Annotated in this window: 14 protein-coding genes; 3 read left to right on the forward strand and 11 right to left on the reverse strand. The window is 65.3% G+C overall.

What is annotated here, in order from left to right; genetic code table 11:
- Positions 1–12 precede the first annotated feature (12 nt).
- The 4 genes from ACR42D_RS14535 to ACR42D_RS14550 are packed head-to-tail and all read right to left on the reverse strand — an operon-like array spanning position 13 to position 3909.
- Entirely contained in the window at positions 13–1143 is a 1131-nt protein-coding gene (locus ACR42D_RS14535; RefSeq protein ID WP_484567510.1) for a 4Fe-4S dicluster domain-containing protein, read from the reverse strand.
- A 16-nt stretch (positions 1144–1159) separates the two neighbouring features.
- Positions 1160–1585, reverse strand: a complete 426-nt coding sequence (locus ACR42D_RS14540) for a hydrogenase iron-sulfur subunit (protein WP_484567511.1) — start codon at positions 1583–1585, stop codon at positions 1160–1162.
- Positions 1578–3614, reverse strand: coding sequence for a 4Fe-4S binding protein (locus tag ACR42D_RS14545; RefSeq protein WP_484567512.1), 2037 nt, complete (start codon positions 3612–3614; stop codon positions 1578–1580). The genes ACR42D_RS14540 and ACR42D_RS14545 overlap by 8 nt, the downstream gene beginning before the upstream one ends.
- A 25-nt stretch (positions 3615–3639) precedes the next feature.
- Complete coding sequence (locus ACR42D_RS14550) at positions 3640–3909, reverse strand: transposase (RefSeq protein WP_338667884.1); 270 nt, start codon at positions 3907–3909, stop codon at positions 3640–3642.
- A gap of 589 nt (positions 3910–4498) precedes the next feature.
- Between ACR42D_RS14550 and ACR42D_RS14555 the strand changes: the two genes are divergently transcribed.
- Complete coding sequence (locus ACR42D_RS14555) at positions 4499–5908, forward strand: sigma-54-dependent transcriptional regulator (RefSeq protein ID WP_484567513.1); 1410 nt, start codon at positions 4499–4501, stop codon at positions 5906–5908.
- Between the two features lie 18 nt (positions 5909–5926).
- On the opposite strand, the gene ACR42D_RS14560 is transcribed toward ACR42D_RS14555, so the two are convergent.
- On the reverse strand, positions 5927–8065 hold the full coding sequence (locus ACR42D_RS14560; protein ID WP_484567514.1) for a PP2C family protein-serine/threonine phosphatase: 2139 nt from the start codon (positions 8063–8065) through the stop codon (positions 5927–5929).
- A gap of 452 nt (positions 8066–8517) precedes the next feature.
- Between ACR42D_RS14560 and ACR42D_RS14565 the strand changes: the two genes are divergently transcribed.
- The gene (locus tag ACR42D_RS14565; protein WP_484567515.1) at positions 8518–8955 is read left to right on the forward strand and encodes a hypothetical protein; all 438 of its coding nucleotides are present in this window, start codon (positions 8518–8520) and stop codon (positions 8953–8955) included.
- 74 nt (positions 8956–9029) lie between these two features.
- Here the strand turns inward: ACR42D_RS14565 and ACR42D_RS14570 are convergent, their stop codons facing one another.
- Positions 9030–9269, reverse strand: coding sequence for a LysE family translocator (locus ACR42D_RS14570; protein WP_484567516.1), 240 nt, complete (start codon positions 9267–9269; stop codon positions 9030–9032).
- 126 nt (positions 9270–9395) lie between these two features.
- Here ACR42D_RS14570 and ACR42D_RS14575 point away from each other — a divergent pair, with 126 nt between their 5' ends.
- The gene (locus ACR42D_RS14575) at positions 9396–10112 is read left to right on the forward strand and encodes a DUF599 domain-containing protein (RefSeq protein ID WP_484567517.1); all 717 of its coding nucleotides are present in this window, start codon (positions 9396–9398) and stop codon (positions 10110–10112) included.
- Positions 10113–10118: 6 nt separating this feature from the next.
- Here ACR42D_RS14575 and ACR42D_RS14580 read toward each other — a convergent pair whose 3' ends face one another.
- The 5 genes from ACR42D_RS14580 to ACR42D_RS14600 all read right to left on the reverse strand — a co-directional run bounded on the left by ACR42D_RS14580 (position 10119) and on the right by ACR42D_RS14600 (position 14301).
- Positions 10119–10607, reverse strand: coding sequence for a universal stress protein (locus ACR42D_RS14580; protein WP_484567518.1), 489 nt, complete (start codon positions 10605–10607; stop codon positions 10119–10121).
- A 43-nt stretch (positions 10608–10650) separates the two neighbouring features.
- Positions 10651–11610 carry a serine/threonine protein kinase gene (locus ACR42D_RS14585; RefSeq protein ID WP_484567519.1) on the reverse strand — a complete coding sequence of 320 codons (960 nt, stop codon included), beginning with the start codon at positions 11608–11610 and terminating at the stop codon, positions 10651–10653.
- Between the two features lie 143 nt (positions 11611–11753).
- Positions 11754–12596 (reverse strand): glycerophosphodiester phosphodiesterase, encoded by an 843-nt coding sequence (locus ACR42D_RS14590; RefSeq protein WP_484567520.1) that lies wholly within the window; start codon positions 12594–12596, stop codon positions 11754–11756.
- Positions 12596–13450 carry an ABC transporter permease gene (locus ACR42D_RS14595; RefSeq protein ID WP_484567521.1) on the reverse strand — a complete coding sequence of 285 codons (855 nt, stop codon included), beginning with the start codon at positions 13448–13450 and terminating at the stop codon, positions 12596–12598. Before ACR42D_RS14595 ends, ACR42D_RS14590 begins: the two co-directional genes overlap by 1 nt.
- Positions 13447–14301 (reverse strand): ABC transporter permease, encoded by an 855-nt coding sequence (locus tag ACR42D_RS14600; protein WP_484567522.1) that lies wholly within the window; start codon positions 14299–14301, stop codon positions 13447–13449. Before ACR42D_RS14600 ends, ACR42D_RS14595 begins: the two co-directional genes overlap by 4 nt.
- Positions 14302–14304 lie beyond the last annotated feature (3 nt).

Here is a 14304-nt window from a genome sequence, read left to right on the forward strand (position 1 = left end):
CCGTGAATCGGATCAGGCCATGTGCGAAACCGCTTCCTGGAACTCGTCTTCCTTGAAGACCGACAGCGGCGGCGGTTCGTCCAGGCTGCGGCCCGGCACGTAGTCGAAACTCTCCTGGGTGCGCGCGGCCACGGTGCGGAACAGCTCCATGACCGGGATGTCGTTGGGGCAGGCGTTGGAGCACTGGCCGCAGCCCACGCAGGCCATGGACATGTGGGCCATGCGCGTCAGGTGGTAGAAGACCGTGTCCGTGGGCATCTTGAGCGAGCCCTTGCGCTTGGCCCAGCCCATGTACTGCCACGGCTTGTGCTCGAACACGTCGGTGTTGAAGACGCACTCCTTGCAGTAGCAGACCGGACAGGCCACCCGGCAGTTGTAGCAGTTGACGCAGGAGGACAGGTACTCGGACAGGTCGGTCAGGGTGCCGGTGGCCGCCCGGGTGCGCTCGAACATGGCGTCCCGGTTGGCGGTGCGGACCTCGACCATGGCCTTCAAGGCCTCGTCGCGGCCGCCGCCCGCCTCGGCCTCGGGCAGCCCCAGGCCGAGGAGCAGGGATTCGCCGCGCGGCGTGGCGGCCGTGACCGGGATGTGGCCGGCCAGGTCGGCCCCGGCCAACCCGAGGATGATGTCCGCGTTCTCCGGGGCCGGATGCTCGCAGGCCATACAGGCCGGGGCGATCTCCGCGCCGCCGTTGCCCACCCGCTCATGGAAGTCCAGGGTGGACTCGAACGGGTCGCGGTCGCCGCGAAACGCCTTGTAGCCGACGTTGTCGTATGCCCCCATGCAGTCCAGGCCGACTAGGATGACGTCGTCGATGCTCCCCTGGTTGAGCTTGACCAGCTCGACAAAGGCGCGGATCTCGCACGGCCGCATGACCGCCGCGATGCGCTCGCCCGCCTGGCCCCGGGTCAGCCGGGCCAGGAGCTTGGCGCTGTTCATGGGAAAGGCCGGGGCCAGCGGGTCCGCCCCGGAGAGCTGGGCCGGGTCCGTGACCAGGGTCGGCATGGGGATGCCCTTGCCGAACAGGTGCATGGGCACCAGCACGCCGCCGATGTCCGCGTTGTCCATCAGCCCGCGCAGGAACTCCTGTACCGCCGTGATCGGGTTGCCCCCGTCGATCCGGATCATTGCCGTGGTAGCCATGTCACGCCTCCCGTGCCTAGATCACGGCCATGGAACGCGCTTCCATGGGGCCGAGCTCTCTGATTTCGTTGATGAAGTTGTTGACCGTCGCGGCGAACTCGTTACCCTCGCTCGCCCCCACCCAGGTCAGCTTGACCCGCTCCTTCTCAATGCCGAACTGGGGCAGGATCTCGTTGAGGAGCTTGATCCGCCGCCTGGCCTTGTAGTTGCCGTTGATGTAGTGGCAGTCGCCCGGATGGCAGCCCGAGACGAGGACCCCGTCCGCCCCGGAGAGCAGGGACTTGACGATGTACTTGGGGTCCACCATGCCGGTGCACATCATGCGCACCATGCGCAGGTTGGGCTGCTGGATCATCCGCGAGGTCCCGGCCAGGTCCGCGGCCGTGAAGGTGCACCAGTTGCAGACAAAGGCCAGAATGGTCGGTTCGAACTCGCTACTCATGACGCGCCTCCTTGACGGGCCGTTCCACGGGAATCTCCACCGGCCGCGCCCCGCCCTGTTCCGGCGGCGGCCAGCCGGGGACCATCCCGAGCAGCCCGTCTATTTCGTTGAATATCTGTGTCTCGTTGAAGTGCTTGATCCGGGCCGCGCCGCTCGGGCAGTACCCGGCGCACGAGCCGCACCCCTTGCACATGGCCTCGTTGATCACGGCCACGTTGCGCCGCTCGTCGAACTCGATGGCCGAGTAGGCGCACAGCCCCACGCAGACCCGGCAGCCCACGCAGATGTCCGGGTTGATCCAGGAGGTGGTCGGCGAGATGGAGACCGTGCCCTTGGCCGCCAGGGCCAGGGCCTGGGCCGCGCCGCCCGAGGCGTGCGAGACCGCGTCCGGGATGTCCTTGGGCCCCTGGCAGGCGCCGGCCAGGAAGACCCCGTCCGTGGCCGTGGAGACAGGTCCGAGCTTGGGGTGCTCTTCCAGCAGGAAGCCGTCCTGGCCCTGGGCCACGCCGAAGACGCGGGCCACCTCGGTCATGTCCGCCCTGGGCTCCATAGCCGTGCACAGGACGACCATGTCCACGGGCAGGCGCACGTTCATGCCGAGCAGGGTGTCCTCGCCCACCACCACGAGCTTGCCGTCCTCCTGCACGATCTCGGCGGGCCGCCCCCGGATGAAGGTCACGCCCTCCTCCTGGACCCGCCTGAAGAACTCCTCGTACCCCTTCCCGAAGCAACGCATATCGATGTAGAAATTGTACACCTGGGTGTCGTGGCCGACCTTGTCCTTGATCAGGTGGTCGTACTTGAGCGCGTACATGCAACAGGTCCGCGAACAATACTCGTGGTAATTCTTGTCGCGGCTGCCCACGCAGTGGATGATGGCCACGGACTCGGGCTTCTCGCCGTTCTTCATGACGATCTTGCCCCCGGTGGGGCCGACCGCGTTGTTCAGCCGCTCGAACTGCAGGGCGGTGTAGACCTCGTCGTAGCGCCCGAAGCCGTATTCGCGCATGGGTGTCGGGTCCATGGTGTCGTAGCCCGTGGCCAGGACGATGGAGCCCACGTGGAAGACCTCGCGGGTCTCCTTCATGTCGTAGTCGATGGCCCCGGTGGGACAGATCTTCTGGCAGACGCCGCACTTGTCCTTGGTGATCTTCTTGCAGATCGTCCCGTCGATGACCGGGGTGTTGGGCACGGCCTGGGGCGAGTTGCGATAGATGGCCTTGCGGTATCCCAGCCCCTCGTTGAACTCGCTGATCGCCTTGGTCGGGCACTTCTCCAGGCAGGCCCCGCAGCCGGTGCAGACGTCCGCGTTCACGAAGCGCGGCTTGTGCTTGACCGTGACCGTGTAATTGCCCACGAACCCGGTGACCTCCTCCACCTCGGACCAGGTCATCAGGTTGATGTTCGGCTCCTGGCTGACCGCGACCATCTTGGGCGTGGAGATGCAGGCCGCGCAGTCCAGGGTCGGAAAGGTCTTGTCGAACTGGGCCATGTGCCCGCCGATGGACGGGCTCTTCTCCACCAGGTGGACCTTGTGCCCGGACTTGGCGATGTCCAGCGACGCCTGGATACCCGCTATGCCCGCCCCAACGATCATGACGTCGGGCAGGACCTCGACCTCGCGCGAATAGAGCTTCTGGTGGTCGGCCACCCGCTCCACCGCCGCCTCGACGATGTGCCGCGCCTTGGCCGTGGCCTCAAGCGGGTCCGCCGTGGTCCAGGAGCAGTGCTCGCGGATGCAGCAGTGCTGCATCAGGTACGGGTTGAGCCCGGCCCGGGCGCAGGCCTGCTGGAAGGTCTTTTCGTGCAGCCGGGGCGAACAGGAGGCGACCACCACCCGGTCCAACCCGTATTGCCGGATGTCCCTGATGATCATCTCCTGGCCGGGGTCCGAGCACATGAACTGGTAGTCGCGGGACACGACCACGTCCTTGAGGGTGCCCGCAAACTCGGCCACGCCCTGACTGTCGACCTTGCCCGCGATGTTGGACCCGCAATGACAGACATAGACACCGATCTTTCTGGACATGTCCCCTCCTCCATGAAAAGCGCGTTCACCGCGTGGGTTTGCCGCTGGTCAACTCCAGGGTCAGCTCGCCCACCAGCTTCTTGAGTTCCTCGTTCTCGGCCGCCAGCTCCATGTCGCCAAGCGGCAGGGGCGGCTTCTCGAACACGAGGTGGCTGTTCTCCAGAAAATGCCCCCGCCACTTGTAGTACTGGCCCGGCCGCAGATCGTGGGCCCGGCAGAGATCGTTGACGCACTCGCCCATCAATCCCGCCAGCACGATCCTGGCCTTGGTCTTGGAATCCCACTTTCTCCTCATCCGCCGACCCTCCTGCCGATATTCCAGGTCTCACCGCTGCCTGTGCTTCCCTCTGGAGAGCCGGTGAGTCCGACACCCTCCTCCGCCATCTTTCGGCCCATGCTCTGTCTCCGGCCAACCGCCCGGATCGGAAGACGAAATCCGCGATCTTCAGGATCAACACGCCGTCCGCGCGGCCGACTCACTTTGTCTCCAAGTCAAGATGCGTGCCGTTTCAAACATAGAGAGGAATATGAAGATGATAATGAAGAGACATGCCGACAGGAGCCGCATAACCGCAAAGAAAAACGGGTTTTTTTCGTCTTGTCGCGCAAGACGGTTCTTGCGCGGCAAGACGGGCCGGACCGGCGAAGAGAGTCGAGAACCGTTTTCATCTGGTGTTTCAAACACCTTGCGAAGGGGCACACTCTCCTCGTCCTCCCGGGTTTTCCGGCAAGACGCCATCTCGCCGGGCAAGATACCGGAGCGGGACGGGAGAGAATCGAACGGGATTTTCTCAATGATCCCAACACACAAAATGCATTGCTCAAAAATCGAAAATCGTGCTACCTATGAACCGTCATTCATGCTGCAAGGGGAGAGGCGCCCCATGACAGACATTCTCATCGTAGACGGAGACGCGGCCTTTACCGGGGGGTTGGCCGAATCGCTGTTGGAGCACGGCTTCGCGTCGATCTCCTGCAACTCGCTGTCCAGGGCACTGGGCATCCTGCACACCGGCTCGTTCAAGGCGGTGCTGCTCGGGGACGACCTGCCCGACGGGGATGTGGTGGACTATCTGGCGCATATCCGCGAGGTACCTTCCTTTCCCGAGGCGATCATCGTCACCCGCAGGCGGGACCCGGACATAGCGGAAAGGGCCATCCAGTCCGGGGCCTGGAACTACGTGACCAAGCCCCTGAACCTGCAACGGCTCCTGGTCCTGCTGGAGCGGGTCATCACCTACCACACCAAGGTCCACTCCGGGTTCTGTCCGGTGTCGCTGAGACGTCAGGGGATCATCGGCAACAGCCGGCCCATGCTCTCCTGCCTGGACGCCGTGGCCCAGGCCGCGACCTGCGACATCAACGTGCTGCTCATCGGCGAAACCGGCACGGGCAAGGAGCTTTTCGCCCGGTCCATCCACAAGAACTCGGCCCGCATGAACAAGCCGTTCGTGGTCGTGGACTGCGCGGCCATGCCCGACACCCTGGCCGAGAGCCTGCTCTTCGGGCACGAGCGCGGCGCGTTCACCAGCGCGGACGCGCCCTCGGTGGGGCTGGTCAAGCAGGCGGACGGGGGCACTCTGTTCCTGGACGAGGTGGGCGAGCTGCCCGTGCCCCTGCAAAAGGTCTTTTTGCGCGTGCTCGAGGGGCGCAGCTTCCGGCCGGTGGGCTCCGCTCGCGAGATCGACAGCGACTTCAGGCTGGTGGCGGCCACCAACCGCGACCTGGAGCGCATGGTCGAGGACGGCGAGTTCCGACGCGACCTCTATTTCCGGCTACGCGGCATGCACATCCGCCTGCCCGCCCTGCGCGACATCACCGAGGACATCAACGAGATGACCTGCAAGTTCATCCAGCGCCACTGCGAAAAGCTGAAGATATCCACCAAGGGATTTTCCCCGGACTTCCTGGACGCGCTCATGCATTACCAGTGGCCGGGCAACGTCCGTGAGCTGATCCACACCCTGGAACAGGCCCTGTCCCGCGCGGGCAACGACGCCGTGCTCTTCCCCCGCCACCTGCCCAAGGCGATCCGCGCCCAGATCGCCCGCCGGGCCATGGAACCGGAACACCGTGCCGCCAAACCGGCCCACCACCACGAGATCGCCCCGCCCGAGGCGTTCCCGGACCTGCGCACCTACCGCGACCAGCAGATCGCCCAGAGCGAGGAGCGCTACCTCAGAAACCTCATGGAGATCACCGGCGGCGACCTACCGTCCTCCTGCCAGATCTCCGGCCTGTCCCGCGCCCGCCTCTACGCCCTGCTCAAACTCTACGCCATCACCCGCAAATAATTAACCCATTCCCGCTCCTCACACCCAACGCACCACGGCCAGGGTCATGTCGTCGCGTTGGGGGGCGGTGGAGCGGAAGGCGGTCACGGCCTGGTTGACGGTCCGGACCAGGTCGGCGGCGCTCTGGTCCGCGTGTCCGCGAACCAGGGCTCTAAAGCGGTCCTTGCCGAACATATCGCCGCCGGGCGAGACGGCCTCCCAGATGCCGTCGGTGCCGATGACCGCGATCTGGCCCGGAGCGGCCTTCCGGCGGCCCACGGTGAATTCGGCGTCCGGGATCACGCCCAGGGGCAGCCCCTCGCCCTGCAGCTCCTCGAAGCGGTCCCCGTCGGGATCGAAAAGCAGGGCCGGGTCATGGCCCGCGCGGACCCATTCCACGGTCCCGTCCTCGAAGAGTTCAAGGAGGAACAGGGTCATGAACCGGCCCGAGCCGTCCGTGTCCTCGAAGACCAGCCGGTTCACGGCCGGGACCGCCTCGCCGAGCGGCGCGCCGCCGTACAGGAGGCTGCGCAGATAGGCCCGGGCTGAGGCCATGGTCAGGGCCGCCTGGAACCCGTGGCCGCTGACGTCGCCCACGGCCACCACCAGGCTGTCGCCACGGTCGGTGGCGCGGGGGATGAAGTCGTAGTAGTCGCCGCCGGTCTCGTCCGAGTAGGCGCTGGCCCCGGAGACGTCCGCGCCCGGAAATTCCGGGTCATGGCCGGGCAGGAGGCTGAGCTGGACCTCCTGGGCCACTTCCAGAGAGTTCTGCATGCGCACCTTGTCCTGGAGTTCGGGGATCATGGCGTTGAAGGACCGGGCGAGCTGGGCCACTTCGTCGCGGGAGCGCACCGCGACGCGGACCGAGAAGTCACCACGGGCCACGCTGCGGACCGCCTGGGCCAGTTCCCGGATGTTGCGGGTGAAGAGCTTGGACAGGAAAAAGGCCATGAAGACCACGACCAGGGCCACGGCCAGGACGACCGCGCCCATCTTGGCGTTGTGCTCGCGCACCTGGCCGGCCACGTAGCCGCGCGCGGCCCGGGCATCCCGGACGATATCCTCCTCGGGCACGATGAGCAGCAGGGAGACGCCGCTTTCGTCCATGGGCGCGAAGGCCCAGAGTTCGACGCCCGAGGGTTCCGACATGCCGATGACGCCCGGTTTCCCGGCCAGCATGGATTCGGCCATGCGCTGCAGGGGCTCGGTGTCCTCCGGGGTCAGCCAGGCTTCGGCCTCGGGTATCCACATATGGCCCATGCCGACCTGCCCTGCACCCTCGCGGGCCACGATGCGCAGGCCCGCCTTTCGGGTGGCGGGATCGAGCTGGGGCGCGACCAGCAGGGATTCGGTGTCAGCGGTGAACGGACTGTTGCGGCTCTCCTCGTTCAGGACCGCGTCCACGGGCACCACCAGGGTCAGACGGCCCTCGACCGCGCCCTCGACGTCCCGGATGGGCGCGCTCAGAGCAAAAACCATGCGCCCGGTGACGCGGTCCACCCTCGGGGCCGCCCAGATCAGATCCGAGGGAAAGGCGTCGCCGCCGGGCTCCAGGCCCATGGGGCCCTTCATGTTCCGCCCCCGGCCCATGCCGCCCTGCCTGGCGCCCATCATGCCCATGGGGCCGCCCGCCATGCCCTGGCGGACCTCGGGATAACGCACCCGCTCGCCCTCCTTGAGGGCCACGTCGATCCACAGGAGCAGGCCGGGATGATCGAGCTTGGCCTCTCCCAGGACCGGGGCCAGCTCGGCCAGGGGCGTTTTGGCGTCGCCGGACCGGACGGCCACCCGGCTGAAGTCGACGTCCAGCGGCTGAAGGGTCCCGCCCATACCCAGGCCGTAATACTCGCTCTTCAGACCGGCCAGGCGATCTTCGGGCGGGGCGTAGGCGCTGCCATGCGCGATGTGCTCATGGCCGGACAGGACGCCTTCCACCCGGGAGGCCAAAAGCCGGGCCGTGGCCTCGAGAAGCTGGCGTTCGCGCAGCAGGATGGCCGCGTGGTCGGCCACCACCCGCTCCAGGGACTGGCTGGCCTTGTGCACCAGCAGGTTGCCGCTGCGGTCGGCCAGGTTCTCGCCCATGGCGGCCATGTCGCGGCGCACGCTGCCCCAGACCAGCAGCAGGGGCGCCAGGGAGATGAGAAGAAAGAAGACAAGCAATTTCGATCGAATACGCATTGATCCATCCTGTAATTCATGGCCACCGCGCCCGGGGGGGGAGCGGCCGGGACGCGGGCGGTCACAGTGCACTCCCATTGTACGGACGATCCCGCCGCCGGACAGTATTAATTATCCGCCTCCGGTCCAAGGAGACGGCCCTTGTGCGGCTATCTGCACGACCGCTTTGCACATGACGTGCAACAACGTGCAGCATTTTACCCTGTAAATCCGTAAAAACAGCTTTTAGAAAGCGGAAAATCGGATCATACATACCCCAAAAGGCCCTATTCGCGACAAAAACAGGCTATGGCACGAACATTGTTGCAAACCCGGGTCCAAGAGGGGCCGAACGGAGCCCCCACCGCCCGGCCCATCGCCGGTGGACAAAACGACAACCACCCTTTCCCCAAGGGCCCGGGACGGGTCCGGGGAGAGCGACGAGCGGGCCCGCCCCGCAAAAGGAGAATAGCATGAACAAGGTCACCCCTCTCATCCTGACCTTCACCCTGACCCTGATGGCGGGCTCCCTGGCCCTGGCCATGGACGACGAGCTCAAGCCCGAATACATGGCCATGCGCCAGGACGTGCTCGCCATGGACAACAGCATGCGCGGGCTGGAGCGGGCTGTGAAGGATTTGGATGACCCGGACCTGTGCCAGGAAGCCCTGAAGACCATGGACGGCCACATGACGGAGATGCGCCAGCGCATGCACAAGGTGGATACCTACGCCGAGCTGTCCGGCGACATGACCCTGACCGCCTCCATGCACCAGTTGGACAAGGCGTTGACCGCCACCATGCAGGGCATGGGCCTGTGCCTCAGGGACAGGGACACGGCCATCCCCATGGTCCGGAACGGCCTGGACCGGATGCGCATCGCCCTCGACGAGGTCAGGGCCGGGATCTAGCCCGGACCGCTGTATGGAAAAAGGCCCGGAAGGTTTCCCTCCGGGCCCGTGAAGACTTGCCTTGGCCGCGCGGATCAGACGCGGTCGCTCAAGAGAATGCCCCCGCCCATGGCGATGAACAGCCCGCCGGTGAGCTTGTCGATCCTGCGCCCGAAATCCTTGAACGACAACCGGTGGCCCGGGGAGGCGATCAGGTACGAGTAACCCAGGTGCACGCTGGCCACGATGCCGCAGATGGTCACGAACATGACCGTGAACTGCTCGGAAACGGGGTGCACGGTATCCAGGAACTGCGGCAGGAAGGCCGCCGGCAAGAGGCTGTCCCTGGCGGGCGGAAAATGGGCGTGATCGGCATGCTTCTCTCGCTGCTTGGCAAAATCCCGCCAATCAGGCTATCCTTCCGGACGAGGCGACAACCCGCCTCCGGAGGATGACCGACAATGCAAGATTTTTTCGCACCGCACCTGCTGGACCTGCTCTGCCTGGCCGTATCCGCCGGGCTGTTCACCTTCTACCACCTGTACGTGCGGTACAGGCTCAAGGACAACCCGACCTATTCGCTGTACGGGGCCACCACCATCGCCAGGACGGCCTGGGTGGTCAACGTCATGGAGGAGAAGAACGACATCCTGGCCGTGCAGACCCTGCGCAACTCGACCATGGCCGCCACCTTTCTGGCCTCGACCTCCATCCTGCTGGCCGTGGGACTGCTGACCCTGTCCGGCCAGGCCGACAAGCTGGGCGAGACCTGGCACGCCATGAACCTGTTCGGCTCCAGGGCCGAAAGCACCATCACCCTCAAGCTGTTGATCATCCTCGGCAACCTGTTCATCGCGTTCTTCAATTTCTCCTTCGCCATCCGGCTGTTCAGCCACGTGGGCTTTTTGATCAACACCCCGCCCGAGGAGGGCAGCTACGGGGCGTCCATCACCTTCGTGGCCATGGAATTGAACAAGGCGGGCGGCTACTTCCACATCGGCATGCGGGCCTACTACTTCCTGGTGCCGCTCATCTTCTGGCTGTTCAGCCCCCTGTTCATGGTCGCGGCCACGGTCACCCTGGTGGTGCTCATGTCGCGCATAGAGAAGACCCCGCACCTGGACTGCGAGTACCTGAACACCCTGTTCAAGAACGCCTGCCCCCTGCCGCACAAGTAGCCCCGGTCAGGAGACCACCCACACGGTCCGGTCCTTGGCGTGGTGGATGAGCTTGTTGGACACGCTGCCGAACAGGAACTCCTCGGCCTTGGACACGCCCCGGCGGCCGATGACCAGGGTGCCGCACCCCTCCCGCTCGGCGATGGACAGGATCTCCAGGGCGATGTTCCGGCCGTGGCTGCAATCCTCGGCCCCCTCGGGCCGGACCGCGCAGCTGTCGATGTACTGGCTGCACACGGCCTCGCCGGACAGGCCGCCCTCCTCCAGCACCTTCCCCGCCTCTTCGAGAAACTCGCGCATGGCCTGGGAATGCTCCCGGCACTGCCCGGCCCAGGCCGACTCGTCCGGGAACATGTCCCGCTCCGGCAGCCGCTCGATGTGCACCAGCCGCACGGCGTACCCCATGCCGCCGCCCAGGATGGCGGCCGCGTAGCGCACGGCGCGCAGCGAATTTTCGGAACCGTCCACGGCGATGAGCACGTTCTTGAAATCCATGGCGTCCTCCCCTTTGGGCCGAGGTTGACGGCGCGGCTTCCGCTCACCCGAGGAGCCCGCGGCACGGCCGCAGCTCGTCGAGGAACTCCTCCACGGTGTCGTAGAAGACCTCGGTCTGTTGCGAAAAATGCATGAACACGTTGTTCAGTTCGGCCGGGATGTAGGCGAAGAGTTTGCGCAGGTTGACCACCCGGTTGCGGATGACCAGGGAGTGGTCCCCCGGCCCCAGCCCGTTCAGGGTCTCGGCGGAAAAGCCGCCCTCGCCCAGGTTGCCCACGTTCCAGACCTGCTTGCCCGCGCAGTAGATGAGAATGTTGCCCAGGCCGAAAATATCCAGGCCGTAAGGATTCTCGTGGAAGTCGAAGGTGTAGTCGAAGTCAATCCAGCGGTACTGGCCGGTGCCGTACTCGATGAACAGGTGGTCGCGCCGGATGTCGCCGTGCTTCTCGCCCTTGGCGTGCAGGGTGGCGATGGCCTCGCACGCGCCCAGGAAGTGGTCGAGAACGGTGGGGAAATGCTCGCGGAAATAGGTCTCGTGGTCGGCCTTGATCCCGTAGACGTACGTGCCGATCTCCCGGCCCTGGACGATGTCCAGGACGCGCACTGGGTTGTCGTGATCGTCCAGGCGGGTCACGCCGTGCATGAACCGGGGATCATCGGCCACCAGGTCCAGGATGCGCGATTCCTTCTTGGGGCTGCGGTAGCACTGGACCTCGAACTCGCCGACCTTGAGGGGGAAACGCTCGTAAAAGACCAGCTTGAGGATCTTGCGCTCGCCGGTCTCCAGCTCGCGGCACCGCTTGACCCAGTACTTGGGGTCCTCCATGCCGAAACGCCGCTCGCTCTCGTCCTTGAGCACCAGGTAGTGCAGGCCGCCCAGCGCGATGACGTCCCCGTGGTTGATGTCCATGAACTGGGTGGTGTCCGTGAACACCCTGCCGCATCGCCGGACGGGAAACTCCGGCATGTACCGTTCCACCAGACCCCTGACTTCCTCGGACATGGCGAACCTCGCTTGGCCGGTTCTCGGGGGAATTCCCTACTCTTAAACAGTATGGGCCCCGGCGGGGAATGGCAAGTAGAGATTCCGGCGCGCGGCCGGGCACAATGCGGGCGAAAGAACGGGCGAATCCGGCGGCCGGGCGGCTAGCGCCCGTCCAACCGCTTGCGCAGGGTGTGGGTGAAGTCGGTGATGATCCCGAAGCAGCCCGCGTCGATGAGGGACAGGGCCCGGTCCATGTCGTTGACCGTATACGGGGAGACCCGGACGCCCGCGCCGGTCAGACGGCGGACCAGGTCCTCGTCCAGGATGGCCTCGTCCGGGTGGTAGCCCACCGCGCCCAGGTCCGCGAGGTATTGCTCGATGTTATCGGGGTGCTCGCCCTCCACCAGCGCGGCCAGGGGGATCTCCGGGGCCAGCCGGTGCATCTCGGCCAGGTAGTCGTGGTTGAAGGAGGAAACCAGGATCAGGTCCTCGGCCTTGGCCTCGCGGATCCGGCGCAGGACCTGGGAGACGATGGACAGGTCGCCCGGGGCGTACTCCAGGTCCTTGATCTCCAGGTTCATGGGGAAGTCGTTGCGCCGGGTGAAGGCCAGGGCCTTTTCCAAGGTGGGGATGCGCTGGCCGCGCATGCGCCCAAGATCGGCCGGGCGCACCTCGCCGCGGGCGATGGTCCCGTAGGGGTCGGCCTCGGCGAACCACGTCCCGGCGTCCAGGGAGCCCAGCTCCTTCAGGTCGAACAGCCGGATGGGCCACGGCGCGCGCTCGCAAAACTCGGGCCGGGCCGAGACGTCGGTGGTCCGGCCCAGGTCGTCGTCGTGGAAGACCACCAGCTCGCCGTCGGCGGTCCGCTGGACGTCCATTTCCCAAAAATCCGCGCCGTGCACCAGGCCCAGCTCGGCGGCCAGCATGGTGTTTTCCGGCGCCAGGGCACGCGCGCCACGATGGGCGCAGACATAGCCCGCGCCCTGCAGGTGATCGAAGAACATCAGTCCGTCTTCCTGGTAAAATAGAAGTTGATCAGGGCAAGCAGCGAGGTGCCCACGATGAGCATCAGCGACACCGCGTTGATGACCGGCGTGGAGCCGTCGCGCACCTGAAGGTAGAGGTTGATGGGCAGGGTCGGTTCCGAGCCCACCAGAAACAGGGTGGTGTTGAAGTTCTCGAAGCTCATCAGGAAGGCCACGGCCCCGGCCCCGACGATGGCGGGCCGCAGGAACTTGAGCGTGACGTGCCGGATGACCCCGAAGTGGGTGGCCCCGAGGTTCAGGGCCGCCTCTTCCAGGGCGGGGTCGAACTTGCGCAGCCGGGCCGAGACCACCAGGGTGACGAAGGTGGTGATGAACGAGAACTGACCCAGCACCACCAGCCAGAAGCTCGGTCGGAAAAAGGGAATGTCGATGCCGAAAGTCTCGTCCACAAAGGTGCCCGCCGTGTTGGCGGCCAGCAGCTGGGAGATGCCCAGGATGACGCCGGGGATGACCAGCGGGGCGAGCATGATCATGTACAGCAGCCCCTTGAAGCGGAACTCCTCCTTCTCAAACAGGAAGCTCGCGCAGGTGCCGACCACCACGCTCAGGATGGACACGAAGAAGGCGGTCTCGAAGCTGGTCACGATGGAGCGCAGGTTCTGCGCGTCGTGGAACAGGCCGATCCGGTCCGGGCCGTCGGCCACGAACCAGTCCAGGCTGAACCCTTGCCACGGCAGGGACGGGAAGTCCGAGTTGTTGAAGGCCAGCACGCAGGTGACCACCAGCGGCGCGAACAGGAACACGAAATAGAGGATGATGAACGCGTTGAAGGACCAGTCGTAGGCCTTGGAGCGCGGCAGCGAACGGATCATGAGGCCACCTCCCCGAGTTTCTGGCCCGAGAGCTTGAGCCCGGCCCAGATGATCAGGGAACTCAAGACCAGGAGCAGGAAGCCGAAGGCCGAGCCCTGGTTCCAGTTGAAGCTGGCGATGAACTGGTTGTAGATCTGCTCGGTGAACCACAGGGAATTCTTGCCGCCCATGAGGTTCGGGGTCAGGTAGTTGCCCAGGGTGAGCATGAAGACCACGATGGCCCCGGAGGTGATGCCCGGCTTGCAGTGCGGGATGATGATCGTCCGCCAGATGGCCAGCTTGCCCGCCCCGAGGTCGTGGGCCGCCTCGATCAGGCTGTCGTCCAGGCTGTCCATGACCGAGACCAGGGGCACGACCATGAAGAGCATGGAGGTGTAGACCAGCCCCATGATCATGGTCGCGTCGTTGTAGAGCATCTCCACGGGCTTGTTCAGGATGCCGATCTTGACCAGGAAGAAGTTGAGCACCCCGGACTCGCGCAGCAGGATCATCCAGCCGTAGATGCGCACCAGCTCGCTGACCCAGAACGGCAGCAGGATGAAGATCATCAGCGCGCCCTGCAAACGGTGCCGGGCGAGCTTGGAGATGTAGAAGGCCACGGGCATGGCCAGAACAAAGGTGATGGCCGTGGTGACGACCGCATAGAGCGCGGTGCGCACAAAGGTCAGCCAGTAGATGGGCTCGGTGAAGAAATTCAGATAGTTGTGGGCTGTCCAGACCATATCGCCGTAGTCGTTCTCACCCCGAAAGCTCATGGTCAGCAGATCGAGGTGAGGCAGGACGATGAGCAGCATGAGCCACATCAGCACCGGCGCCAGGAATATCCAGAAGGCGAGTCGCGAGCGGGGCACGGA

It is taken from the genome of Pseudodesulfovibrio sp. lm2024 (assembly GCF_051175575.1).
Classification (GTDB): domain Bacteria; phylum Desulfobacterota; class Desulfovibrionia; order Desulfovibrionales; family Desulfovibrionaceae; genus Pseudodesulfovibrio; species Pseudodesulfovibrio caledoniensis.

What these genes read in the sequence shown, in the direction of transcription:
- ACR42D_RS14535 (WP_484567510.1), bottom strand. Translation starts at nt 1,143, where the DNA reads ATGGCTACCACGGCAATGATCCGGATCGACGGGGGCAACCCGATCACG.
- ACR42D_RS14540 (WP_484567511.1), bottom strand. Translation starts at nt 1,585, where the DNA reads ATGAGTAGCGAGTTCGAACCGACCATTCTGGCCTTTGTCTGCAACTGG.
- ACR42D_RS14545 (WP_484567512.1), bottom strand. Translation starts at nt 3,614, where the DNA reads ATGTCCAGAAAGATCGGTGTCTATGTCTGTCATTGCGGGTCCAACATC.
- ACR42D_RS14550 (WP_338667884.1), bottom strand. Translation starts at nt 3,909, where the DNA reads ATGAGGAGAAAGTGGGATTCCAAGACCAAGGCCAGGATCGTGCTGGCG.
- ACR42D_RS14555 (WP_484567513.1), top strand. Translation starts at nt 4,499, where the DNA reads ATGACAGACATTCTCATCGTAGACGGAGACGCGGCCTTTACCGGGGGG.
- ACR42D_RS14560 (WP_484567514.1), bottom strand. Translation starts at nt 8,065, where the DNA reads ATGCGTATTCGATCGAAATTGCTTGTCTTCTTTCTTCTCATCTCCCTG.
- ACR42D_RS14565 (WP_484567515.1), top strand. Translation starts at nt 8,518, where the DNA reads ATGAACAAGGTCACCCCTCTCATCCTGACCTTCACCCTGACCCTGATG.
- ACR42D_RS14575 (WP_484567517.1), top strand. Translation starts at nt 9,396, where the DNA reads ATGCAAGATTTTTTCGCACCGCACCTGCTGGACCTGCTCTGCCTGGCC.
- ACR42D_RS14580 (WP_484567518.1), bottom strand. Translation starts at nt 10,607, where the DNA reads ATGGATTTCAAGAACGTGCTCATCGCCGTGGACGGTTCCGAAAATTCG.
- ACR42D_RS14585 (WP_484567519.1), bottom strand. Translation starts at nt 11,610, where the DNA reads ATGTCCGAGGAAGTCAGGGGTCTGGTGGAACGGTACATGCCGGAGTTT.
- ACR42D_RS14590 (WP_484567520.1), bottom strand. Translation starts at nt 12,596, where the DNA reads ATGTTCTTCGATCACCTGCAGGGCGCGGGCTATGTCTGCGCCCATCGT.
- ACR42D_RS14595 (WP_484567521.1), bottom strand. Translation starts at nt 13,450, where the DNA reads ATGATCCGTTCGCTGCCGCGCTCCAAGGCCTACGACTGGTCCTTCAAC.